General features: G+C 64.5%; 10 protein-coding genes and 1 pseudogene. 7 read left to right on the plus strand and 4 right to left on the minus strand.

Features of this window, described 5'->3' with window-relative positions; genetic code table 11:
• Position 1 precedes the first annotated feature (1 nt).
• The 3 genes and pseudogenes from Q0A15_RS10930 to Q0A15_RS10940 form a co-directional block, all read right to left on the minus strand.
• A complete protein-coding gene (locus tag Q0A15_RS10930) occupies positions 2-2,065 on the minus strand; it encodes a DUF222 domain-containing protein (protein WP_291279559.1) in 2,064 nt (687 codons plus the stop codon).
• A gap of 384 nt (positions 2,066-2,449) precedes the next feature.
• Positions 2,450-3,025, minus strand: a complete 576-nt coding sequence (locus Q0A15_RS10935; RefSeq protein ID WP_291279560.1) for a hypothetical protein — start codon at positions 3,023-3,025, stop codon at positions 2,450-2,452.
• Between the two features lie 230 nt (positions 3,026-3,255).
• A pseudogene (locus tag Q0A15_RS10940) lies at positions 3,256-3,477 on the minus strand (IS481 family transposase); the annotation flags it as partial.
• Positions 3,478-3,923: 446 nt separating this feature from the next.
• On the opposite strand from Q0A15_RS10940, the gene Q0A15_RS10945 reads away from it, so the two are divergent.
• The 5 genes from Q0A15_RS10945 (at position 3,924) to Q0A15_RS10965 (ending at position 22,554) form a co-directional block, all read left to right on the plus strand.
• Positions 3,924-6,935, plus strand: a complete 3,012-nt coding sequence (locus tag Q0A15_RS10945; protein WP_291279561.1) for a helicase-related protein — start codon at positions 3,924-3,926, stop codon at positions 6,933-6,935.
• Positions 6,935-11,779, plus strand: coding sequence for a DNA methyltransferase (locus Q0A15_RS10950; protein WP_291279562.1), 4,845 nt, complete (start codon positions 6,935-6,937; stop codon positions 11,777-11,779). Before Q0A15_RS10945 ends, Q0A15_RS10950 begins: the two co-directional genes overlap by 1 nt.
• The gene (locus Q0A15_RS10955) at positions 11,779-18,660 is read left to right on the plus strand and encodes a DEAD/DEAH box helicase (protein ID WP_291279563.1); all 6,882 of its coding nucleotides are present in this window, start codon (positions 11,779-11,781) and stop codon (positions 18,658-18,660) included. Before Q0A15_RS10950 ends, Q0A15_RS10955 begins: the two co-directional genes overlap by 1 nt.
• Positions 18,657-21,113, plus strand: a complete 2,457-nt coding sequence (locus Q0A15_RS10960) for a UvrD-helicase domain-containing protein (RefSeq protein WP_291279564.1) — start codon at positions 18,657-18,659, stop codon at positions 21,111-21,113. Before Q0A15_RS10955 ends, Q0A15_RS10960 begins: the two co-directional genes overlap by 4 nt.
• A gap of 172 nt (positions 21,114-21,285) precedes the next feature.
• Positions 21,286-22,554 carry a hypothetical protein gene (locus Q0A15_RS10965; protein WP_291279565.1) on the plus strand — a complete coding sequence of 423 codons (1,269 nt, stop codon included), beginning with the start codon at positions 21,286-21,288 and terminating at the stop codon, positions 22,552-22,554.
• 512 nt (positions 22,555-23,066) lie between these two features.
• Here the strand turns inward: Q0A15_RS10965 and Q0A15_RS10970 are convergent.
• Positions 23,067-24,092, minus strand: a complete 1,026-nt coding sequence (locus tag Q0A15_RS10970; protein ID WP_291279566.1) for a LacI family DNA-binding transcriptional regulator — start codon at positions 24,090-24,092, stop codon at positions 23,067-23,069.
• Between the two features lie 150 nt (positions 24,093-24,242).
• On the opposite strand from Q0A15_RS10970, the gene Q0A15_RS10975 reads away from it, so the two are divergent.
• Both Q0A15_RS10975 and Q0A15_RS10980 read left to right on the plus strand, forming a co-directional pair.
• Positions 24,243-25,967: an amidohydrolase gene (locus Q0A15_RS10975; RefSeq protein WP_291279567.1), complete on the plus strand. Its 1,725-nt coding sequence runs from the start codon at positions 24,243-24,245 to the stop codon at positions 25,965-25,967.
• Positions 25,968-25,969: 2 nt separating this feature from the next.
• A partial coding sequence (locus Q0A15_RS10980; protein WP_291279568.1) for an APC family permease occupies positions 25,970-26,694 on the plus strand: 725 nt, incomplete at its 3' end.

The following is a 26,694-nucleotide window of genomic DNA, read 5'->3' on the forward strand; positions in this document are numbered from 1 at the left end:
ATCATGGGGTGTGGGGCTCCTGTCCGGACGGTGGGGTGGCGGTGGTGGCGCGGGCCCCGAGCTTCATCCGCGCTGCGACCCCAGCCACCATGATCGTCGTGGCCGAATGGAAGAGTTCCACCACGGGGACCGACGACGACGTTTCCGAAAGCTGCTCATCGAGGGCGGCGCGGAGCCGGCCCCATTCGGCCGCCCTCCGGTCCAGGTCCTCCGTATCGCGCCTCAGCTGCTCGGCTTCGCGCTCCTGCTCCGAACGAAGCCGAGTGATCTCCGCCGACTCGTCCGCCAGATGCGCGGCCGTCTTTCTCAGCCGGATGGCGCGGTCGAAGTTGGCCTCCTCCTTGCTGCTGACGAGGCTCTCGCGATCGGCCAGGGCCGACTCCGCGAACGCCCTGCCTGCCCGGTATCCCTCCCAGTAATGGCCGGAGGCGATGGTGCTCGGATCCTCATGGGGGAAGGGTCTGGCCGGGGAAACGAATTGCGCGCCGGAGGCGAGCGTCGTCGTGACCTGCCCCGTGCCGCAAGGCATTGAATCCGGCCCTACAGGCTCCGGCGTCGTTGTGGCGCCGAGCGAGTCCTTGATCAAATTGTGGCGAACGCAGGTGGCTTGGCCATTGGAAAAACTGGTGGTGCCGCCAGCGGCGTGCGGGGTGATGTGGTCCATCTGCCGGATGGGGGAGTTGCAGCGCGGATGCCTGCAGAATTTGTCCCGGAGGCCGACCATGTTCGCGAGTGCGTCGGGGAAGATACGCGACCTGGACTCCATGGCGACGAGGGCGCCGGTGGTCGGGTCGGTGTAGAGGCGCTTCAGGGTCGCGGCGTGGCTGCGCACCGCGGTGAGGATCATCTGGCGCGCGAGGGGTGCGGGAACGGGGCCGAGGCCGAAGATCTCCGCCGGAGTGTCCTGGATGCCGAAGGCGGCGAGGTCCGTGATGACCAGGTTCACCTGCACGCCTACGCGGGTGTGCAGACCGGTGCCGGCTTGGTCGGGTGCTCCGTCCGGTTTGCGCAGGAACGCGGCGAAGGCCTCTCGTGCCTGGTCCACTTCGGCGAAGCCCGGCACGTCTTGGTGATCGGTATCGTCTGGGCCGGGTTCGGTGTTCGTTTGGGCATGGTTGTCCCCATGCCCGACGGCGGTGGCTGGGGCCCGCGCTGGCGCGGGCTCGGCGCCCTCAGGTTCGGTGCCGGCAGGGGTGGTACCGAGCGAGGCGATTCCGGATATGTCGGCGTCGGGCTCGGCGCCGGGCGGGTTCATATGGGAGGCCTGCTGGATGCGATGGGCTGCCGTGAAGCTGCGGGGCACCCGGCCCGTGGCCTCTGCCCAGCCGATGACGATGCCGGTCAGCGCGTCTGCCTTGACTTGCGCCTCGGTGCGTTCGTCCCCGGCCGCTCGCCTGGATTTGGCGTAGTTGACGAGGATGCTCTCGATTGCCATCGCGGAGGCGCCGGGGATGAGCGCGGAGAGGTTGCTCATGCTGTCCGGCCCGGGCCGGACGCTGACGTGGCGTTGTTCGGCGGCCTTTCGCGCACGCTCTGCGCTGAGTTCGGGTTCGAGTTTCGCAGTGGTGAAGCGGAGCCGATGGCGGAGTTCTCGTTCGCCCAGGTACGGGGCGTCGTCGGCGAGTTCGGAGTCCGCCTGTACGCGGCCGTCCGAGGTGAGCAGCGTGGTCTCGTCGAAGAAGATCACGAGGTCGTCCTCGGTGACCTGCCCCTCGGTGAAGAGTTCGAAGATGTGTGGGGTTTGGCTGGGTGCATCTACTGCGAGGTCCACGACCTTGCGTCCGCGGGTCGCGTTGAGTCCGCGGTGGAGGGCCACGTCTCGCATGACTCCGGAGCGAACATAGCGGATGGAACGTTCCTTGGACTTCTGTACTTCGTTGCGGAGGTCCACGAGATGGGCGGTGAGGACGGCCTGCTGGGCCTGAAGCATGTGGGTGAGCTTCTCCATCTGGCCGATGGTGGCGAGGGTGTCGGCGTCGTCCAGGCCGGAGAGGTCCTGGTGCTGGAAGCGATTCAGCTTGTCCGTGAGCGCCGCGATCTCGGGATGCGTTTTGCCGTTGCCCACGGCTGGGCGTTGCGAATTCCTGCGCCGGCCGCTTTTCTTCGTTGCAGCCTTGCGCGAGGGGTCGCTTCCCGGTGTCGGCGACGCCGCCCGAGTCCCCTTCGTTACATCGGTTCCCTCATCATGGGAACCATGCTTGGCTGCCATGTATTAAGTGTACTAGTACACCATTTGACGTCAAGCAATTTGTTAAATGCCTAGCGAACTCCCAGTAATCGGCGTCCGAGCGTCGAAACTGTGGACGACACGCCGAAAACAATGACATTCAAAGAATGGCATTTGGCGGTCAAGAAGTCGAATTACTTCCGCACTCGAATTCGGCGATCGCCTGCTCTGTGTCGGCCGCCAACGCGCCGTCGTCTGCTGGCGAAGATATCAATGATGTGGCTAACGGCTGACCAGCTCGCGGCCACGCGATCCGGTTCGGAGGGATCGATATGAACGGTCGAAATCGACCCAGCGGCGACTGCGCAAATTCAACATGAGGGCAACCAGGATCTTCTCCTTCCACCAAGCTGACGGATCGACCTTAGGTGGCGCCTTCCATCCTGTCGGGACGTTGTAGATGAGGTTGGTGAGCGCCACCGGTAGCGATGACATGGCTTCGGTCCACGTGGGATTCAAGTGCTGTATTCGTTGTGACTCGGCGATGGTGAATGCCACGAGCGCACCGATCTGGTCCAGATGCCCCGTCCGGTCCAACTCATGGATCCTGAGTCCGATGAAGTTGATCCGTGGTTTCGTGGCGGGTGTCTTGGTGGCGCCTCCAGCGCGCGAGTAGTGGGATGCGGACACTCGGCCTGTCCTGACCGCGCTGGGGAGGTGCCCCAGATGGAAACCTCGATCATGGGGACACCGGTAGACGTGCAACTTGGATCCCGGTTGCTTGCGCGCAGCCTGCTTGGCCTTCTTCCGGTCCGAGAAGATCACCTTCCTGCATGGATCGGCATATGTGGATGACATCCCAACTCCTTCAACTCGCTACCCTCATGGTGCGTGAAAGGTCCGACGGAATGCTTGGCGGCTCATTGACCTCCGGAGCCTCCGCATCTCATCGCGTGGCCACGCTTGGCGCCTAGGTGTACTTCCCCGTGGCGTTGTGAACGCGTTCTGAGGGTGCTTGGCCGCCGATGCCGGTGTTGGTCTGTGGTGGTTGTAGTAGTAGCAGCCACGTCGTGCAGGCGGCTTCTCGTTCGGTCTTGCTTCTTGATGTCCACATGGGCGAGCTCACCGGGGCGCGCGACCTGGCAACGCACCGGATTCGGTTTTCTCACCAGCATGCCGGTGGCCTGGTCGACGCTGACCAGCTTCGGCATCCGGAACCGGGCCAGCACCCTGCCCACAGTGGAGCGGTGCAGGTGCAAGTGATAGGCGATGAGGTGCGGTCCCCATCGGCGAGCGAATCGCAGCGGGATGGCGGCCTCGTGCGCCGAGGACGCTGTGCTGACGAACGAAAGTGGCTGTCCGGATGGGGCCCGCTCGGGGCGAGGCGGTTCCAGGGTTCAGCTCGTGCCTGCGACGTCAACGGGGCTGAGATCAGTATCAACCCCCGTTGATCTTGCAGAACAGGAATAGACCGTCGGGGTGCGCGGCTGCCAAGTTCACAGATATCCCGTGTCCCAGCACACGCACCGCTAGAGTGACGAATGTCAGATCAACCACCGTCGCCCAGACGAGGGAATCGCCGGCGCGACTGCGCATGGCGAGAACCAGGGAAGGGCAGTCAGAGGTCCCCGCGCCCGCCAGGCAGGGGCACCCGAGGAGTCACATAGATGTCGCTCGCCCCGGAGACCAGCGAGACCAGCCGTACGCAAGAGAGCGGCGCAACATTCCGGACGTCGCCCCCGGCTCCGTCGTCACCGTGCGCGACGCCGACTGGTTGGTCACCGGCGTGGAGTCCACCAGCGACGGCATCACCATCAGAGTGACCGGCCTGCAGGGCCTGGTGCAGGATCAGTCGGCCGCCTTCCAATCCAGCCTCGACGACATCCAGGTCAAGAATCCCCGCGAGGCCAAGATCGTCGGCGATGGCTCCTCCCGGTACTCCAAGGCCCGCCTCCTGCTGGAAACCACGCTCCGCAAAACCCCTTTTCAACGCAACTCCAACGCCCTCACCGTCTCCACGCAGATGCTGGCCCGCCCGCTGAGCTACCAGCAGGCGGCCGTCCGCAAGGCCCTGGACCCAACGCACGTCCGCCCTCGCATCCTCCTTGCCGACGCCGTGGGCCTGGGCAAAACCCTTGAGATCGGCATGATCCTCGCGGAGCTGGTGCGCAGGGGCCGCGGCGACCGCATCCTCGTGGTCACGCCCAAGCACGTCCTGGAACAGATGCAACAGGAACTCTGGACCCGCTTCGCCCTGCCCTTCGTTCGCCTCGACTCGGTGGGCATCCAGAAGGTCCGCCAGCAGCTCCCAGCCACGCGCAACCCGTTCACGTTTTACAAGCGGGCCATCATCTCCGTGGACACGCTGAAGTCGGCGCGTTACCGCACCCACCTCAAGAAGATGAAGTGGGACGCCGTAGTCATCGACGAATCCCACAACCTGGTCAACCGAAACACCCAGAATAACGAGCTCGCCAACCTCCTGAGCTCCACCACGGATGCCCTCATCCTGGCCAGCGCCACGCCCCACAACGGCGACCCGAGGTCCTTCGCAGAACTCATCCGTCTCCTTGACCCCACCGCGGTGAACCCGGACGGCACGGTGGACAAGGACCGCGCCCGCGACCTCATCATCCGCCGCCACCGCAATTCCGATGAGGTGGCCTCCGTGGTCGGCGCCGACTGGGCCGAACGCAAGGAACCGGAGAACATCCTCGTCAAGCCGACCACAGAAGAGGACGCCGTCGCCACGGAGCTCTCCCGCACCTGGCTCCACCCGGACAGCGGCAAGTCCCCGGCCACGGGGCAGGGTGCGGCCATGTTCGGCTGGACCCTGGCCAAGGCCTTCCTCTCCTCGGCGGCTGCCCTGCAGGAAACCGTCACCAACCGCCTCAAGAACCTGACCTCCCGCGCCACAAGCCCCGACACTCAACGCGAGATCCGGGCCCTGGAAACGCTCAAGGACCTCAACGAGCACAGCCTCGCTGGTGAACGCTCGGCCAAGTACGCCGCCCTGGTGGAAAGACTCAAAAACACAGTCAAAGTAGGCCCCAAGAGCAACCATCGCGCGGTGGTCTTCGCCGAACGCGTGGCCACGCTCCACTGGCTGCAACGCGAACTCCCCAAGAGCCTCGGCCTGAAGGAACACCAGGTCCTGATCCTCCACGGCGGCCTGGACGACGTCCGCCAGCAGGAGGTGGTTGACCAGTTCCGCCGCGGAAAGTCAGACGTCCGCGTGCTGGTCACGGGCGACGTCGCCTCCGAGGGCGTCAACCTCCACGCCGAGTGCCACGACCTGATCCACTTCGACATCCCGTGGAGCCTCATCCGCATCGAGCAGCGCAACGGCCGCATCGACCGATTCGGGCAGCGCGAATCCCCGCGCATCGCCACGCTCCTTCTCGATCCCAGCGACGCCAGGTTCGGCGGCGACCTCCGCGTTCTCTCCCGCTTGATGGAGCGCGAACACGAGGCCCACACCGCACTGGGCGACGTGGCCTCCATGATGGGTGAGTTCTCCGCCGTCAAGGAGGAGGAGAGCATCCGCCAGGTCCTGGCCGGGAAGAAGGACGAAGACGAGGTCCTCCGCAGCGTCGACGACGTCAAGGCGGATGACGACTTCCTGGGCTGGCTGTGGGATGACATCCCGGAGGACGGTGACCCCATGCCCGACGGCGTGGGCTCGCCTGCCGCCGCAGGCGGCACCTCGGGTGCCCCGAGCGGAACGCACGGGGACGACGGGGCCGGCCACGCGGCGTCGGGCATTGAGGCTGAACGGGCCCCGGATGCCACCGGGCTGTATGCCTCCCAGGTGGATTACCTGGACCAGGCGCTGCACCTGGCGTTCCTGAAACCAGAAGAGCAGGTGGGCTGGCATGAGCACAACCATGAGCACATTGCCGAGCTGACGGCGGGGGAGAACACGCGCGGCCTGCGGCGGCGCATGGATCATCTGCCCAAGGAGTACCTGGCCACGCTCAAGGGTGACGGCCATTCGAAGTTGCTCTTCGCCACCACCATCGAGAAGGGGCAACAGGAACTGGACGCGGCGCGCAAGAATGCCACCGACAAACAGTCCTCCACCTGGCCGGAAGCCCTTTATCTGGGTCCGCTCCACCCGGTGCTCGAATGGGCTGCGGACAGCGCGCTGGTCGGTTTGTCGGAAAACCAGGTGATCGCCGTTCGTGGGAATGTGGACTTCCCGGAGACGTTAGTGTTGGGCACGCTGTTGAACCGACGTGGGCAGGTGATCTCGCGGACCATCACCAAGGTGCAGCACGTCAGCGATGGTTTCGCGCCGGCGCAGGCCGTGGTGGATCTGCCGGGGTACCTGAGGACCGTGGGCCTGACCTCCAACGCGCAGAACCCCGGCGCCCCCGACGTGAGCGGGCTGGACCGCCTCATCCAACAGGCCGTGGACAGCGCGGAGGGGGCACTTCAGGTCAACGCCGCCGGTGCCGCACAGGACGCGGAACAGCGCCTGGACGCCTGGGCCAATCGTGCCAAGGCCTGGCAGCAGGAGGCCCTTGACCTAAACCAGACCGCGGACATCAGGGCCCGGCGTGACCGCGTGGAACGGGAGCAAGAACTGGCGGACAAGCTCCGCCCGGGCCGCTCCATGGTCAAACCGCTGATCGTGGTCCTGCCGCAGGACACCCCGGTGGCGACCGAACCGGCACCCGAACCGGCGCCAAAACCAGCGCCGGAATCTGAGCCAGAACCCGCAGCGACCGCATCAGTCACCAACCGGAACGGAGAGACCGCCTGATGGCTTCCTTTGACTCGATCGTCATCGGCGAGGACTTCGTCTCCGAGCACTTCTTCACCACGGACGCCAAGAAGGAATCCTTCCTCGCGGAAGTCCTGAAACGGCGCAAGGTGTGGGACGAGGACGAGGCCGCCGGGCACGATTCTGTGCGCACGAGCTTCGCATCCGCCCGGGGCAAGCTGATCGAGGCCCTCTCCGCACTGGAGGAGGCCCCGTCGGACGACACCATCGCGACCAGCGCGGACCTGCTGCGCACATCGCTCGGATTCGCACCAACCAGCGGCCACGACGTCACGCTGCAGCGCGGCACCCGGGAACTCAACGTCCCGAACGCCACCCGTAGCGGCGTCCTACTGCACCTGACCGCCCACCCCGCGGGATCTCCGGACGACATCCTGGCCAGGCTGGACTCGGACGACGAGCGCCCCAACGCAGGCCGCCCGCTGGGCACCGTCACGGAGGTCGGCACCGACAAAGCCCAGACCTACTCCACCGCGGAACTCGTCTCCGAGGCCTTCCTCTCCGACGACGCCCCGAGCTGGGTCATGGTCACTGCAGGCCGATGGATCCTCATCACCCAGGCCGAGAAGTGGCCGCTGGGCAAGTGGATCGCGGCGGACGCCCTGCTCGTGGCGGAGCGCGCTGGCAACGAGAAGGCCAAGGGCAAAGAGCTGGACCACTTCCTGGCCGTCATGGCCGCCGACGCCTTCAAGGCGACAGGCGAGGGCGAGCTCTGGTGGGACACCGTCCTGGAGGGCTCGGTGAAGCACGCCGTGGGCGTCTCCAGCGATCTGCGCCAGGGCATCCGGGAGTCCATCGAGATCATCGCCAATGACGTGCTGCGGCGCCGATTGGACGTGTACACCGACACTTACAACGACTCATACGGGGTTGGCGGCGGGAATGACAACATCGACGGGAACGAGCTGGCCAAGCAGTCGCTCCGCTTCCTCTACCGCATCCTCTTCCTGCTCTATGCGGAGGCCAGCCCGGAGATGGGCGTGCTCCCCGTGGGTGATGACGTCTACGACGCTGGATACGGACTGGATCGCCTGCGGGACCTCACGCTGGTGGAGCTGGACGGTGACCGCGAGCTGAACGGCACGCACCTCTACCTGTCCCTGGCCCGGCTCTTCGAGCTGGTGGATCAGGACCACACGCCGCGGCGGAGCGGGGGAGGCACGGCGCCTGACGGCGCGCTCGGCACCGCAGAAATGCCCGACGGCGCGGAGCCGGCGGGCGATTCCCTCACCTTCCGCTCGCTCAAGGCGGACCTGTTCAGGCCCGCCGCCACGGCGCTGATCGACGAGGTGCAACTGTCGAATGAAGCCGTCCAGAAGGTGCTGCAGCTGCTGTTGCTCACCAAACAGAAGAATAAAAAAGACCGAGGCTACATCTCCTACGCCGAGCTGGGCATCAACCAGTTGGGAAGCGTGTATGAGGGCCTGATGTCCTTCACGGGATTCATCGCCAAGGAGGAGTTGCGCGAGGTCGCCAAGAACGGTGACGCGTCCAAGGGTTCCTGGGTGGTGCCCGCCAGTCAGGCGGAGAGCATCGACCCCAAACACTTCGTCACCGAACACGATCCCGTCACCGGGTACACCCGCCCGCGCTCCTACAAAAGTGGCGAGTTCGTCTACCGCCTGGCTGGGCGCGAACGCCAGCAGTCGGCGTCCTATTACTCGCCGGAGGTCATCACCAAGTTCGTGGTGTCCCAGGCCCTGGCCGAGTTGCTAGACCAGCCGGAGGATGGCGCATCGGGAAGCGAAAAGGACGGCGAAGGCAACGAACACATCACCACGGCGGAGGAGATTCTGAATCTCACCGTGTGCGAGCCCGCACTGGGATCCGGCGCATTCGCCATCGAGGCCGTGCGCCAGCTCGCGGCCGAATATCTCACCCGCCGCCAGAAGGAATTGGGTGAGGAGATCCCGGCCGATGAGTACCCGCGAGAGCTGCAGAAGGTCAAGGCGCACATCGCCCTGCACCAGATTCACGGCGTCGATCTCAACGCCACCGCGGTGGAGTTGGCGGAGGTCTCGCTTTGGCTGGACACCATGGTTCCCGGGCTGCAGGCCCCGTGGTTCGGGCTGCGCCTGCGCCGGGGTAACTCGCTCATCGGTGCCAGGCGCTCCCTGTACCGCGTGGACCAGGTTCGAACCAAGACGTGGCTCAAGGAGACCCCGGTCGATGCCCCGCTCACCGGCCTGGCGGAGGCCATGCGCCACGACGCCCAGGATCCGTTCACGGAAGGAAAGATCCATCACTTCCTTCTGCCCAGCGAGGGGTGGGGTGCCGCGGCGGACGCCAAGGAGGTCAAGGACCTGGTGCCCGATGCCCAGAAGGCGCTGAAGGACTGGCGCAAGGGCGTACGGCTCAAGCCGAACAAGGACCAGATCGCCAAGCTGCAGAACCTGAGCCGTCGGGTGGAGACCCTGTGGGCCTTCGCCCTGCGCCGACTGCAGGTGGCCGCCAACCAGAGCTCCCGATACGTGGACTTCTTCGGCCGCGAGGGGCTGAACCTGGAAGGCGGCGCGGGGGCCGCCGGTGATGCTGATGAGGAAGTGGTGACTCGGGACGAGATCGAGGCGTCCCTTGCGGATGCGAACGGCGCGTATCGGCGGTTGCGGCGAGTCATGGATGCCTGGACCGCGCTGTGGTTCTGGCCGCTGACCGATGAGTCCATCAAGGTGCGCGGCGAGTTCGGGCAGACCGAGTTCGCGACTCCTCCGAGCATGGACGAGTGGATCGCCACCTGTGAGGCGTTGCTGGGCTCGCCGATTCCGGACAGCCAGTTCAAGGGCAAGACGCGCAAATACGAGACCGCGGGCCAGTCCAGCTTCCTGTCCCAGGCCAACTGGGAGGAACTGGGCGGGGCCGAGGAACTGGACCGCTCGCTCTCCGGGCAGGTGGCGGTGCAGACCGCACTGAAAAAGTTCCCTTGGCTGCAGGTGGCCGAACGCGTGGCGGCAGATCAGGGGTTCTTCCACTGGGACCTGGACTTCGCCGGCGTCTTCGCGAGAGGCGGGTTCGACCTGCAGGTGGGAAACCCGCCGTGGGTGAGGCCGGACTGGGACGAGACTGCGACCTTCGCCGAGTTTGACCCTTGGTGGCAGGTTGAAGACAGGACCACTCAGGCCGAACGCAACGAGCGGAAGGCGCAAGCGCTGGCCAACCAGGACTTCGTGGAGTTCATGGTGGGAACTGCGGGGGACATCGTGTCTACGCGGGAGTTCTTGACCGGCATCGACACCGCGCCAGTCACGCATGGCTTGCGTCCCGATCTTTATCGGTCGTTCATGGAGATCGTGTGGCGGCACGGATCTCCGACCGGAGTGCAGTCTTTGGTGCACCCCGAATCCCACTTCACTGAGAAGAAGGCCGGTTCTCTCCGCGCGGAGACGTATAGGCGTTTGCGGCGGCACTGGCAGTTCATCAACGAGTTCAAGCTCTACGAGATCGACCATCACGTGTCCTACGGCGTGCACGTCTATGGTCATTCGTCGGAACAGCCTCGGTTTGTGAATGCATCCTCCTTGTTCCATCCGCGCACTGTGGAGGAATCGTTCCACCACGATGGTTCGGGGAACGCGCCGAGAATCAAGGACGAGGAAGGGCACTGGGACACCCGCCCACATCGAGACCGTTTGCTGCACGTGGATGGATCCACCCTCCAGGTCTGGGGCGGCCTGCTGGACGACGAGGGAACCCCGCCCATCCAGGCGCGCATGGTCTACGTGGTAAATACTGCGTCTGAGCGCGTGCTGGAGAAACTGGCGGCGGCACCGCGAGTGCGCGAGCTCGGACTCCAGTTCTCATCAGGGTGGAATGAGACGACCGACCGGAAGAAGGGGTACTTCGAGGTCGGCTCCGCCGTGCCGGACTCCTGGGACGACGTCATCCTTCAAGGCGGCTGGCGCTTCGGAGTATGCAACCCGTTTGCAGCCGACGGGACTGGTAGCGCCAAGAATAATCTTGACCGTATCGAAATTGATTTAGAAAGTCTCTCATCAACGTATTTACCGCACACCGCATTTCAGTACGTGGTCGAACCTTCCGACCGAATTGCCGGGATGAGGAAGCTCGAAGGGCAGCCTGAAGTGGAGTTCCCGCGCTTGACTTGGCGTGAATGGATTAGTCTAACTGGGGCTCGAACTCTGCAAGTAGCTGTGTTGCCTCCCGGGCCGGCGCATACCTTCAATTTTATGTCTATGTTCGGTAATATTTCCACCAGGAGGCTCTATTCCATATGCGGAGCATGGTCGTCGTTGATTACGGACAGTCTTGTTAGAAGCCGTGGCTCGTCGCATCTTCAGCCCTCCGTGATGTCCTCGTTCCCGGTGCCAACTCCATCGGTTTACGCCGAGGAATTGGCGGACCGCGCTGAGAAGCTTTGCTTGGCTCCGCCATTCAGGGAGCTATTTGGCCAAGAGTGCGTGTCGGTAATTGGATACGAGTCAAATGCTTTGAAACGTCAGATATTGACATCCGAAGCAGATTCGCTTGCCGCGCTAGCGTTCGGAATTGGCATTGACGACTTGATATCTCTATATAGGACTGACTTCGGTGTATTGCAGAAAAGTGACCGTTCCACCTTGTATGACGCCAACGGCCGCAAGGTTCCAAACGAACACAAGAAGGATGCCCAGGCCGGGGAGGAGTTCCGGTGGACTCACCCGCAATCGGGCGTGGAGTACCTGTTCCAGCCTCCGTACGCGCCGTTCGACCGGGAGCAAGCCATGCGTGACGCCTATGCGGAACTTAAGCCGCTGGCAGATGCAGACACCCTCGACGCCGATCGCCCAGCCGAAACCGACAAGCCGGAAGAGGACGTGACCGCCTGATGGAACTCCTGCCCTCGCTCCAGACCGGCGACCTCAAGCGTGGCTTGACCGATTACTTAACTACCACGTTCGCGCTCACCGACAGGGGAGTGCGCGAGTCGCTGGACGGCTTCCTGGCAGATCCGGATGACGGGATCTTCAAGGGGCCTTATCTGCGGCTTCGGCTGCCGTTCAAGCCGGCCGAACCCGGGTGGGAGGACACCCTGGACTGGTATGAGGGGTTCCCGCCCTACGGTCACCAGGCCAAGGCGTTCAAGCGGCTCGCCTCCAAGCCGAGCGACGAACAGATCCTGGCAGGGCAGCGCTTCCGCCGTCCGCAGCCCACCCTGGTGACCACGGGCACCGGCTCGGGTAAGACGGAATCCTTCCTCTACCCCATCCTCGACCATGTGCTGCGGGCCAAGCGTGAGGGCATCACGGGCGTCAAGGCGCTGATCCTTTACCCCATGAACGCCCTGGCCAATGATCAAGCTCGGCGCCTGGCGCACCTCATCACCAAACACGACGCCCTGCGCGGCGTCACCGCAGCCCTGTACACGGGTGAGGCAGCCAACGAGCACCGCACCGCGGTCACCAAGGACGGGCTCATCACCGACCGCGGCCTCATCCGGGAGACCCCGCCGGACATTCTGCTGACCAACTACAAGATGTTGGACATGCTCCTGCTGCGCCCGGAGGACGCGCCCATCTGGGCCAAGTCCGCCGATTCGCTGCAGTACCTGGTGCTGGACGAGTTCCACACCTACGACGGGGCCCAAGGTACGGACGTGGCCCTGCTGATCCGGCGGCTGGGACTCATGCTCGCCCGGCACAGGGCGCACGCGGAGAACCCCGGCACCCCGCTGGCCGATCTCGCGCTGCCCGCCCCGGCCGACGCCACCAACGACGCATCCGCTGAGCCCGCCGGAGGCTCCGCAGCCGAGCCCGACACCGCCGAGCCCGACACCGCCGAGCCCGGTGCCGTCGGCCCCGCCACCGCGGGAGGCGTGTTGGGGCAGGTGACTCCGGTGGCGACGTCGGCCACCTTGGGCACCGAAGGTGACCCCGGCGCCATGCTGCGCTTCGCCGAGACCGTCTTCGGCGAGACGTTCAGCCCCGACGCCGTGGTGACTGAGGACCGCTTCACCGCGCAGGAATGGTCGGGGCTGGATGCGGTACCTGCGTTCGACCAGTCGCAGCTGGACGTGGATCGCGTCCGTGAGTTCAGGGACCTGGCCGCTGAACTCACCGAGGCCGGGGACCTGGAAGGCGTCATGCAGGCGGCCTACCGCCTGTTAAGGGGAGACCACAAGGCCACACCGACCTTGGACCCTGAGCTGACCTTTAACTCGGGGCTGGAGTTGTTGCGGACCTCGCCCCTGGTCCACGCGATCCTGGCCCATGCGACCGATGCGATCTCCCTCGAAGACCTCACCGAGCGCGTGCTGCCGGGAGTCCGGCTGAACCTGCTTCCCGGCCTGCGCCGCACTCGCCAGCGCAGCGACGAGCAGGTCTATGCGCTGCAACGCGAGGCGCTGCAGGAGTTCCTGGCGCTGGTCATCGCGCTGATCTCCCATGTCCGTGCTATGGACGTGAAGCGCGGTCGCGAGTCGCTGTCCGTGGAGACGCACCTCTGGGTGCGGGAACTCACTCGCCTGGATGCCACGGTGGATGAGATCCCACGCTTCAGCTGGAGTGACGAGGGCAAGCCCCCGCTTGCCGGGCCTGACGACGTCTCCCTGGTGCTGCCCTCGCTCTACTGCAGGCACTGTGGGCGTTCGGGCTGGGGAGTGCTGCTGGCCTCCACCGGCACGGACCTGGCGCAGGACCAGTCCAACGTGCGCCGCGAACGCCTGTCCAGGAACGAACGCTTCCGGGCCCTCATGTCCGGCGCGCCGGAACTGGACGAGGCCACGCAGCCACGCGGTCAGCGATCGGACGGGCTGTGGTTCCTGGACACCGTGAACCGCTCGCTGAATCACGACCTGCCCAAGGATGACGACGAGTCCTACCGCGCCGGACACGTGTTCCCCGTGCTCGCCCTGATGAGCCACGACGACGATCCCGGCAAGCAGGCCTTGGATGACGTCTGCCCGGCGTGCCTGGCCAAGGACGCCATCCGCTTCACCGGATCGTCGTTGGCCACGCAGCTCTCCGTGGCGGTCTCCGGGCTGTTTGGCTCCGACGCCCTGAACACGCAAGAGAAGAAGGCCCTGGTCTTCACCGACTCCGTGCAGGACGCCGCGCACCGGGCGGGCTTCGTCCAGGCGCGTTCGCACACGTTCACGCTGCGTTCCACCCTGCGGCGTGCCCTCGCCGAGACCATCGCCGCCACCGGCATGGATGTGCACGCCGGGCGGGCGTCGCTGGAGAGCGTGGTCGCCACCGCCATGAGCTTGGCGGCACCCGGAGGCGCGGGCGGTGCGGGCAGCGCGGAGCAGCGCTTTGCCCTGACCCCGCCGGATCTCACCGAGCACCGGAACTTCCGCCCCTACTGGGACCCCAAGTTCGCGGGCAAGGACGAGTCGGTGAAGGCAGCCGAGCGAGTGAAGCAACGCCTGCTCTTCGACGCCGAACTCGAGTTCGGCCTCAACTCCGCCACCGGCCGCACCCTGGAGCTCACCCAGGCCGTGGCCGTGCAGGTGGAGGCGGACTCCACCACCCACCTGACTCGGTTGGCCCGGCGCGCACTCGACGCACTGCAGGACGGCGCGGGTAACCAGATCTCCTTCCTCTCCGACCCCACCGACGCCCAGCTCGTCGCGTGGGCCAGGGCCATCCTGGAACGTATCCGCACCCACGGCGGCATCGAGCACGACTGGCTCAAGCGCTACCTGGAGACCGATGGCAACCGCTGGCAGATCTGGGGCGGACGCCGACAGTGGGAGGGCGCGCCCGCCTTCCCCAAGGGCCGTCCCGCCCCGAGCTTCCCGCGCATCGGGCACAAGCCGCCCAACGATGCGTTCGACCCGGTGACCTCCACCCAGGCCTGGTATGCGCGCTGGACCGCTCGGGTGCTGGGCGTTGCACCCTCCGACTCCGGCGCGCTGGCCCGGGCCCTGTTGGACGAGCTCGCCGCCGACGGGATCCTGAAGTCCTTCCGCACCCAGAGCGGGGTGGAGTTCTTCCAGCTCTCGGCTTCCCGGATTGTGCTGAGCATCCCGGACGGGGACGCGCTGAAGGCCGGAGAGCACGCCGTGGAGTGCTCACGCTGCAAGCTCGTCACGCCCGGAACCCGGCAGGTGGTGCAACAGCTCACCGGCGCGCCGTGCACCACGGCGCGCTGCACCGGGACCCTGCATCCGCATCAGGCGGAGGGGGACAACTTCTATCGCGACCTCTATTCCAGCCACGACACCCGCCGGGTGGTCGCCCGCGAGCACACGTCGCTGCTGCCCAAGAACGTGCGACTGGACTACGAGACGCGCTTCAAGAACGCCTCGCACGAGCCGGACGCCCCCAACGTCCTGGTGGCCACGCCCACGCTGGAGATGGGTATCGACATCGGCGACCTCTCCACCGTGATGCTAGCCTCCCTGCCCACGTCGGTGGCCAACTACGTGCAGCGTGTGGGCCGCGCGGGCCGCCTGACCGGCAATGCCATGATCGTCGCGTTCGTGCCGGGCACGGGTAAGAACCTTCCCCGCTTGCACGATCCTTTGAGCGTCATCAACGGTTCCGTCCGCCCGCCTGCCACGTATCTTGGGGCCCGTGAGATCGTGCGCCGCCAGTTCACGGCGTCCGTACTGGATCTCGTGGCCTTCGATCCCACCCTCGCAGCACCCAGAACCCCGCGCGACGTCTTCGGTTCGGTTGAGCACGGAACCTACCTTGGCGCGGCCATGGAACTGGCCGCCGCGCACGCGGCGACGCTCGTCGCGAACTTCGCACGCGCCGTCGGGCATTCGGGGCCCAGCGGGGTTGCCCGCGCGCAGGGCGCGCGCGAGGACCTGAGCGCGTGGTTGGCACCTGCGTCCGGTGGCGGCGTGAGCGGCTTCGCGTCCTATCTCACCGAGGCCGCCCGGCACTGGGATGCGGACGTCACCGAACTCGTGGACCAACGCGCAGCGGTGCAGGAGGCCGTCAACGGTGACCTGCAGGCTGCGTTGGACGAGGCCAAGCGCCTGGGCGACGAGGGGCGCAGAACCGAGGCGGATCGCGAGCTGCGCACGGCGAAGGCGACGCTGGCCTCCATCAGGCGGTCGTTGAGCGAGCTCACACAGACCGAGTACTGGGTCTCCGTGCTGGAACGCTATGGGCTGCTGCCCAACTACACGCTGCTGGATGATTCCGTGTCCCTGGACGTGGCCGTCACCTGGCTGGATGAGAACACCGGGCAGTTCGAGACCGACCCCATCTCGTTGTCGCGTGGGGCGTCCGGGGCGTTGGCGGAATTGGCGCCCGGGGCCACGTTCTATGCGCAGGGCATGCAGATCGCGGTGGATGCCGTGGACCTGGGGCCCGCAGCCTCTGCCGTGGAGCGGTGGCAGCTGTGTCCGGAGTGCGGGTGGGTGAACACCGCAGTCGCTTTGTTGCGTGCTTCCGTCTGTGCTCTGTGTGGGTCCGGTGGGATCGCGGACGTTTCTCAGCAGTTGCGGGTGGTGCCCATGACGCATGTGTCCGCCGAGGTGCGGCGCGACGAGGCCACCATCAACGATCGCTCCGAGCAGCGGGTGCGCGAGCGGTTCACGATCAGGGCTGCGGCATCCCTGGACGTAACACACCGACGGTCCGGATGGTTGGCGTCCAATGTCATGGACGGTGGGTTCGGGGCCGATTACTTCGATGATGCCGTGATCCGGTGGATCAACTTCGGGCGAAGTGGCGGCGGAGGGGCCGAACACGTGGTGGCCGGGGACACCTTCAAAGCGCCGCTGTTCAAGGTGTGTGAGGCCTGCGGCAAGCTGGACATCCGGGTGGGCAAGAACGAGCCCTTTGAACACCGGGCCTGGTGCCGGTATCGGAAATCCCGCGACGAGCACAACGTGGAGGTGGCTCTCTCCAGGACCCTGCGCACCCAGGCGGTGGTGCTGCACCTTCCGGCCGCCATCACCTACGGGGATTCGTTCGCTCTGCCGTCCCTGCAGGCGGCACTGTTGCTGGGCCTGCGCGAGTACATCGGAGGCGATCCCGACCACCTGGATGTGCTGCGGGTCTCCGACTCCGGGCGCGGGTCCTCCAACCAGGCGCTGCTGCTGCACGACCGCGTGCCTGGCGGGACCGGGTATCTGGACGATTTCTCTCAGCCTGGTGTGGTGCGGTCGGTGCTGGCTGCCGCGTTGCGCGTGGTCTCCTCGTGTTCGTGCGCGGGGCAGGACCGGCTGGCGTGCCAGCACTGCCTGCTGCCCTTTGCGGATTCTTTTGAGCTGGACAACGTGTCACGGCTGGCGGCCGAGCAGTTGCTGAAGCAGTTGTTGTTGTCGCCCTCTGGTGGTTCCGACGCGGCCGATTGGGAGATCGAGGACGCACCCGAGCGGGTGCGGGACACCTCCATCGAGTCCCACCTTGAGAAGCAGTTCAGGGCCGCGCTGGTGAAGCGACTGGAGGATTCCGGTGCCACAGTGCGGGAGACTCCGGGGATGCTGGCCAACTCCCTGCGCTTCAAGCTGCAGGGTAAGGACGAGCAGTGGTTGCTTGAGCCGCAGGTGGATGTCATGGGGACCAGACCGGACTTCATCCTGCGCCAGGAGACCGGGCAGGCCACCGACATTGCGCTGGCGATCTACACGGACGGATTCGCCTACCACGCCTCCACCGCGCACAATCGCGTGGCTGACGACGCCGCCAAGCGGGCGCGCCTGCGTTCGGAGGGCTACCTGCCGAACACAGGGGTGGAGCGGATCATCCCGTGGGCCATCACGGCCGACGACGTCACGAGCTTCGCCGACAACGCGCCCGTTGCGGCCGATCTGGTGCGGTGGAAGGATGCCCGGCTTGTGCCGGGGATCCAGAAGCGGTTCGCTGTCGATGCCGAGATCTTGGGGCTCACCGACCGCGGGGCCATGGATGCGTTGTGGGCGTGGATGCACCAGCCTGACGTGTCAGCGTGGACCAAGGTGGCGCAAGCCGTGCCGTACCTCTGGTCCAGGCGCAACAGCGGGATCGAGTCGGCTGTGAACGCGTACCTGATCGCGGAGCGGCTGGCGCAGGGTGAGGCTGCGGTCGGTGCCGGAGCGGCTGGAGTTGCCGGACTTGGCGGGTCCGCCGGCGCGGGCAACGTGGCCGAAGGTGGCAACCCGACGTGGAGTTGGACGAGCGACCACCTGGCCGTGACTGCGCAACGAGTCGAGTTCGAGGGGGCGCCGCAGATCGCCGTTGGCTTGTGCCTGGACGAGCGGCCCTCCGTGCTGGGGACTGAGGCTTTCAAGGCCGACTGGCGCACCTGGCTGCACCTGACCAACCTGCTCTCCTTCAACGACCCCGACCTCCTGCACGTGGGAACTGTTTCCGGTCGCGACCCCCTCTCCCCACCGACCGTGTCCGGGAAAACGGACCCGGACCGGGTCGCTGAAGTCCGGAACGTGTCGGTGGCAGCGCCCGGCGAGACCACGGCGGAAGCCGTCGGCGAATCGTCGGACACTGCTGCCGCGTTGTCTGCGGACTGGGCCGAGCTGGTCGCTGCCGCTGCCTCCGAGTGGGAATCCGAGTTCCTCACATCGCTGGCTCACATGGGTGGCCTCCCGCTGCCCGTCACCGGCGAAGAAGTGGATGGCGTCATGGTGGACATTTATTGGCCCGAGCAACACGTCGCAGTCATAAGCCCCGAAGAGTTAGAAAACGACCCAGCCGTGGTGCAGGATGTTGAACAGAGCGGTGTCCGGGTCATTCAGGGCGATGCCCAGGCCGTGGCGGCCGCGGTGACATCGACGCACACGAGCGAGAATCAGGAGGCGGGCCGGTGAGATCAAGCATTACGCTCTCCAACCGGTTCGCCGATGTGGATGGAAGTCTGTCCGCGAAGATTTACCGTTTCCTGGCCAAGGTTCAGGAGAACGATGCCGCTCCTGGGCTGCACATCGAGCCCATGAAGAATGCGGCGGATCGACGTGCGCGGACCGGGCGAGTGGACGACAAGCACCGTGCTGTTTTGTTCCTGCTCGACACCAAGGAGGGGCGCCACTACCTCTACGTCGGGACCTTTGGGCATGACGACGCGATCGACAAGGCGCGGAGGCTGAAGGCGCAATACAACCCGGCGGTCGGTGTCACCGACGTGGTGGATGTGCAGCCCGAGCCGTGGGCTCCCGTTCCAGGGCGGGTCGCACCATCCGCTGGGGAATCCACGCTTCCGAACGCCCAGTCCGACGGCGGTCAGGAGGGCGGGGCTGCACCCGCAACGGAGACGTCTAATCCGTTTGCTGCGCTGGGTGAGGCCGGGGCTCAGGCGGCCTTGGGGCTCGGTGTGAATCCTTCCGTGGTGCGCACCGCACAGGTGCAGCCTTCCGAGGCAGCGTGGCTGGACTACCTGGCCACGGTTCCTACCTGGCAGGGCCTGGTGATCACCGAACTGGCTGTGGGGAACACACCCGAATACATTGCTCAGGAGCTTCAGCTCGGTGGGTCGGACACGGACGAGTCCGTCGTTCACGGGAATGCCAGTGTTTCCTCTGCGGCAACATCAACGGGGCTTGATGATCCAACCGCGGATTCCCGCTCCACGAGTACTGCTGGGGCGCCGGAGGCGCCCGGATGCACCGAGGCGACTGACGTAGGTGGGCCGGGTACCGGGGCGTCGGGCACTGTGTCTGGCGACGATGCCACCGATGACCAGCTGCTGGCGGGCCTGCGTCACCCGGCCGCCGCGATGGAGTTCGCGTACATCGGCGAGGATGCGGACGCGCTGAGGGAGATCATCGAGTCCGGCGATTTCCAGCAGTGGCGCACCTTCCTGCACCCTCAGCAGCGCAAGTTCGTGGAGAAGCGCTTCAATGGGCCGGCCCGTATTTCCGGTGGTGCCGGGACGGGCAAGACCGTGGTGGTGGTGCACCGAGCGGTGGCGCTGACGCGGGCCGATGATTCTTCGCGGGTGATTGCCACGACGTTCACCAAGGCGCTGGCCGCTCAGCTGCAGGGGCAAATCCGGGCGCTGGATTCGTCGGTGCCGCTGGCTGCTTCACTGGGGTCCGCCGGTCTCTACGTGCGCGGTTTGGATCAGTTGGCTGCCGAGGTCTTGACCGGGCGGTTTACACCTGGCGTTTCCGGGCTGGGGGAGCGGGCGATGGAGACCGTTTTCGGGTCCCCGCGTCACGTTCCTGGAAGCATTCTGACCGATGCGAAGGACCTTGCGCAGTGGAATCTTGCCCTGGACATGGCGTCACGGTCCGTTGTCTTGGACCGAACCGTTCTGACGCCGGAGTTCATGCGGGATGAGTATCTGGCCGTTGTCTTGCCGCAGCGGGTGCGGACGTCTGCCGACTACCTGCGGGCGCCTCGACGTGGAAGAGGTGTTGCTCTGAACCGCGGCAAGCGTGCGGCCGTGTGGAAGGTGATCGAGGAGTATCGGGCCGAGTCTGCCGCCGAGAACGTGCTGACGTTTGCCGAGCGGACGTTCGTGGCTGCGGCGTTGTTGGATGAGGCTTTTGATGCCGGTGGTGTGCGCCCCGCCGATCACGTGTTGGTGGATGAAGGCCAGGATCTGCACGAAGGTCACTGGCTGATGTTGCGGGCACTGGTTGCCCCGGGGCCGGATGACCTTTTCATCTCCGAGGACTCGCAGCAGCGGATCTATGGCCGGCATGTGGTGTTGTCCCGGGTAGGAATCCGGATTGTGGGGCGATCCCGTCGGCTCACCTTGAATTACCGCACCACCAAGCAGAACCTTGATGCTGCAGTTTCCGTGTTGCAAGGATCAACCACCCTTGATGTCGAGGACCAGGTGATCGATGGCTCTGGCTACACATCGGTGAGGTCCGGGCCAGAGCCGGTGGTGCTTTCGCCGACCGACGCTGAGGACGAGTACCGGCTGATCGCCGAGGAACTGCTGAAATGGCAGGACGCATCTACGGAATCTGATCCTCACCTCCTGAATGATGCGGCTGTATTGGTGTTCGCGAATTACCAGGTGCAGCAGGTCATTGAAGGCTTGAAGCGGCACGGGGTGGAGGCCACCCAAGCCGGCGACGCCGCTAGCAACAGTAAGTCTTCCGGTGACTCTGTCCAGGTCCTGACGATGAATCGTTCGAAGGGTTTGGAGTTCCGAGTGGTGGCGTTGTCCGGTATCGGTGAGGGCAGCCCCTTCCGCGATCTGCGCAAGTTCCAGAAGGGCCCCGACCGTGAAGAGGAGGCCGCAAGACGCCGTGCCCTCCTCTACGTCGCAATGACGAGGGCCCGAGACCTGCTTATGAACATCCAATAGGAACGGTGCCTTGGCTGAGAATAGATTTACGAAGACTTCGATCGTATTAGTCGCATACAATCCGAAGTTTAGGTGAATTATTCAAGCGATACCTATGGGCTGCAAATCTGGAACGACAGCTCATGATCGGTTTCGCTGATGGATTGTCTTTAGGAGTGACGGGCGGAAATAAATGACATTCGACTTCCCGTTCCTGTGGGGTGGACTTGTGTTTGCGGCAGTCTCTGCAGTGAACATAATTAGACACAAAACCGAGTGGCAGTACCCAAGTGTGGTTGCTGGGAAGTTGTGGATTCCTACTTCGGCTGCAATACTTTTAACCGTTTTTGCAACCCAAGTGTCCGGAAGTCAGGTGTTCATATACATAGTTTTATTCGAGATCATATGTTGCTGGATTCTGTCCAAGATATTGGTGCGGGCTGAAAATAGTGCGAAATGGAAGGAAGTTCCACATATTGTTCGTTGTGTGATAAAGAGCCTGGGCCGCGACTTCGCCCGTATATTAACTGGTAATAAGAGCATGGGTTGGAGACCGGGATTCGAAACTAGCCCCATGCATGCTACTATCGTGTGGACGCGAAATTTATGGAGAAGATACCCGGGATGGGCCAAGATTTTAGCTGGTGGCGGCATTTTCCTATTGACAGCATTAATGCTGGGTATCGTGGTACTTATCTCCAAAACCTTGACTTCGCGAAGTAATGACTCGATAGTATTAAGGTTAGCCTGGGACTACTGGTTCGCGGCGTATGGGTCTCTGGCCGCATTTACGGGTTTGGTGATCATATCAGTCACTCTATTGATCCACTTTTCTATATTTGGGACTAGGATTGCGCTAAAGAGTGACATCTTGGAACCCCTTTCGAGATGGTCCGGGGGTGGAAGTCTCGTCGGTTTAATATTCGGGCTATTAGTCGGACCCACCGCCTTTGCGCTTCAAAAGTTGGGCGTATTCGACTCCTCAAGTTCGGGGGAATTGCCGATCGCCAAAGGCTCGATACTAGCACTCTCGTCGGCCGGTCTTATCGCAGGATTCTTTGCCGGAGTGGTTAGAATTATTGTTTCAAGGAAACTCTCGCGAACAAATCTTGTCTATTCGACTATCGCACAGTCACTCGGATCGGGCGTGTCGCTTGGGGTAACGATCATCCTAATGAAAGGATATCCTGAACGAGTCATGCATCAAATGGCGAAAATGAATGCTGGAGGGGAAGGGTGGAATAAAGCGTGCAACACTAACGAGTTATACACTGTAGACGCCGACACTTTACAAAGTTGTATTAGCCTCACCGTCTTAGAGGGTGGGGCTACGATTCATATCAGTCACACGGCGGTACTCATTGCAGGTTGTATAGTATTTCCACTTGCGATATTTGGTATACGATTAGTCGATCGCATGGCAGAAAATTCGGCCCTGCGGATACTAGCTTTGATGAAATAGGTTTAGAATGACTTGTGCGGGCCCTCGTGCTGCATGAAAATCGGAAGCGTTGATCACCCATTTCGTTCGCGTGTCACGGACTCTCGCGCTCAGTGCTAGCTTTGCCCCTTTGTGTTTGAACACTTTCATTGGCCCGGAAGAGTTCGACCTCGATGCCGCAGCATCACGCTGACCGTCGGTGATTGTGACTGGGGTCTCGTGGCGGTCGCGTGGTGGTAAGGCACGGGCATAACGAAGCCACTCCCGCCGAAGCGGCACTCATGCTGGGGTCGATGGTCCACAGATGCCGAAGATCATGGGCGACGGGAAACTTGGCTGTCGGAAGGTCGACAGTCACCCCTGCATTTCTGTCGAGTCACTCGAGGCGTACAAGGAGTGGGAACGCGCCCAGATGAGCAGCGGATTGGAGGAAACTTCCCGGCGGCAGAACGAGCTGGGCCTGGCCGAATGACCGCGCAACGGGCTTGCCTTCTGTGGCTGGTTCTCACTCGCTGAGCCGACCCAGCAATCATTTACTCCGCGTCGCTGCCCCAGTGCTCCGGCCACGTGATGGTGGTGTCCCAGATCTGGTCTGAGTGGGGATCAGGCTTCGCCGTACCGTCCACGAAGTCCAGCAACGCCTCCCCGCAGCGTCGGCCGAACGCACGAGCGTGCAGGTCGTGCGCCGCGATCACTGGCGAACCCAACTCGGACGCCGGATCTCCGGCAATCGACGCCACCCAGGGCACCGCACTCTCCGGATGGCCTATTCCCATTTCAGCGCAGGCCACCCCTGCCCATCTTTGGGCGCCGAAAAGGATCATGTCAGGAATGAACTCACCGATTGGCGTGCCGGATTTCAGGATTTGGCTCACGAACTCGATCAATGAAGCGTCCGGAGCGTTTACCGGGAACTCCAGCGCGGCGGCTGGGATGTCTCCCGCGAAGCCGTAGGCGATGAAATCTAACCTGAGTTCCTCCACCCAGGCGCAATTGAATGTGGAATCCGGATGAATCATCAGCGGGCGCTGGGCCCCGGCGACCCGGGCTGCATCCAGCATCTGCGTCATGACGCCCTTGTAATCGGCCCGGATCACGTGCGTGCTCGGGGATGACTCCTCAGGCGTCCCATCCGCCATCACCAGCGGCACGTTGGCCCGATCAAGCTCCGCGAAGCGCTCGGAAGCCAGCTCGCAATCCACGAACACGGCCCCATCGATCCCGGTCCCCGCTGCACCCCGCGGATGGTCGGCGGTGGTCAGCACAACATCCCGACCGGCCTCGGAGGCCACATCCACGAGCCCGAATGCGAAGTCCATGTAGAAGCTCAGGTGCTTGGCCTGGTGGGGGAGGTGCAGCTCCAGCGCCCCGGGACCTCCGGCTCGCAGATTGCGCGCCACAGCATTCGGCTTGAACCCCCGCTCGGAAGCATGGGCCAGCACCCGCTCACGCGTTGCCGAAGCCACACGACCTTTGCCGTTCAACGCATTGGAGACGGTCGCGACGCCGAGCCCCAGCTCGGCGGCCAGCTGGGAGATGGTCAGACGAGGGGAAGGCATGGTCCCCATGCTACGGGTACGCAAATTCCTCCGTGGCCCTTGCCACAATCTTCCGCGTGTGGCACTTTTGACGAAACGATTCGGCACAAGAGATCTCGTGGGCGAGTCGACCCGTCTTGTCCGACATCAACCCCCGTTGAGGATCGCAACATGAACCATGCCGACCCGTCCGTGCTGCCACCCAAGCCGGCCTCAGCCGTCGCGCCAACCGAACAGTCGCAGCAGACCCACACCGTCACCCTCTTCACCGCCAACGCGGTCCGCGCCACCGGCGGAATCCTGGGCAACACCGTCGCCGTCGCAGACGGCAAAGTCGTCGCCATAGGCGACCTGGCGACGCTCCGCGAGGCCCACCCGTCGGCCACCATTCATTCCTACGAAGGCGCTACCATCACTGCCGGCCTGATCGACGGCCACGCCCACCCGGCGTGGGGCACCATGATGGCCCGCGGCGTTGGCCTCCAGAAATGCGAGACCTACGACCAGGTCGTCGACGCGATCAAGAAGCAAGCCCAGATCACCCCGGACAACGAGTGGGTCTTCGCCTGGGGTCTGGAACCGCACATGATCGGCGGCACGGTCACCAACGATTTCCTGCACGACGCCCTGGGCCCCGACCGCCCGGCTTACGTCGCCTGCTTCGACGCACACTCGGCCGTCATGTCCGCCGCGGCGCTGAGGGAAGCCGGCATCAACGAACCGCAGGATATGTCCGACGGCGGCGGCTTCACCGCCCGCGAAGACAGCACCTTGACGGGCCACGTCCTGGAATTCATGGCCATGAATCGTGCGGATCGCGGTGTGCCGCCGCTGTCCATCGACGAGTTCGCCGACCGCCTCGGCGCACTCCTGGACGACTTCGCCGCCAACGGCATCACCGCCGCCTGCGTGGCCGACGCCCAGGGCGGCGACCGCGTCATCGAGGTCCTCCAGGAACTCGAGAACCGCGGCGAACTCCCGATCCAGCTGCGCATCTCCCCGTGGTGCACCCCGGACCTCACGGAAGAAGACGTCCGCAACCTCGCCGCCTCGCTGCAACCAGCAACAGCGCCAAGCGGCCGCCGCTGGCGCTTCGAGGGCGTGAAGATGTTCATCGACGGCACCATAGACAATGGCACCGCCTGGCTGGACACCCCGGACACCATGGGCGACGGCCTGCGCGGCTTCTGGCAAGACCCTGCCACCTACACGCGCAACCTGAACATCCTCAACGAGGCGCACGTCCCCACCATCACCCACGCCATCGGTGAGGCCGGCGTCCGCCACGTCGCCCAGTCCATCGCGGCCCTCCCGGACCGCGGCGTCCTGCATCGCATGGACCACCTCGAGACCATCGACGACGAGACCATCGACCTGATCGCAGAGCATCGCATCCCGGTGTGCGTCCAGCCTACGCACTGCACGCTTTTCGTCCGGCCCGACGGCGCGGACTCCTGGTCAGAGCGCCTCGGCCCGGCGCGCCGTGCCGAGGGCTACAAGATCCGCACCTTCGTGGAGCGCGGCATCGTGGAGGCGCTCGGCAGCGACTGGCCCGTGGCGCCATACGACCCGCGCGCCATCATGGCCGACTCCCGCCTGCGCCACCGCCACGACGGGGGAGAGGCGCCGATCTCGCCCGGCCAGGTCCTCTCCGCGCAACAGGTGCTGACCGGATACACCGCGGCCGTAACCGCCTCCATCGGCGCACCCGGCGGCGACCTGCGCGTGGGCGAGCCCGCCGACATGACCATCTGGTCCGCGGACCCGGTCGCCGCCTCGGCCGAGGAACTGCCGGGCATCGACATCCTCGACACCGTCATCGGCGGCACCGTCGTGGAGCCCATCACCGCTGGCGCCGACAACAACGCCAAGAAACTGCAGACGGCAGGAGACTGATCATGAGCATCCAGAACGCGCAGCGCACCACGGTGAAGACGCTGCGCCTCAAGCGGGCCATGAACGTGCCCACCCTGGTCATGTTCGGACTGGCCTACATGGTCCCGCTGACCATTTTTTCCACCTACGGGCTGGTGGGGGACATGACCGGCGGGCGCCTACCCTTGGCCTACGTCATCACCACCCTGGCCATGGCCTTCACCGCCATCAGCTACGCGTCAATCGTGAAGAAAATCCCCACGGCCGGCAGCGCCTACGGGTACTCACGCAAGGCCTTCGGCACCGGCGTCGGCTTCATCACCGGCTGGGGCCTGATGGTGGACTACCTGCTGCTGCCCATGGTCAACTACATGTTCTTCAGCCTCTACTTCCACGAGCAGTTCCCGGCCGTGCCGGCGTGGCTCGTGACAGTCATCGCGATCTCGTTGGTGACGACCCTGAACGTCATCGGCATCAAGGTGGTGAAGAACGCCAACGTGTTGCTGGTCGCGTTCCAGCTGATCTTTGTCGTGCTGTTCATCGTGTTCGCGTGTGCAAACTTCTCGCCCGACGCCTCCGCAGGTGCACCGTTCTCCTTCGCCGGTGGGATCGGCCCCGTGGTGGCCGGCGCCTCTATCCTTGCGCTGTCTTTCCTGGGGTTCGACGCCGTGTCACCCCTGGCCGAGGAGGCCAAGGCGCCGACGAAGAGCGGCCCTCGCGCCATCCTGCTCTCCGTGATCGTAGGTGG

The sequence above is a fragment of the Galactobacter sp. genome (genome assembly GCF_022712295.1).
GTDB lineage: Bacteria > Actinomycetota > Actinomycetes > Actinomycetales > Micrococcaceae > Galactobacter.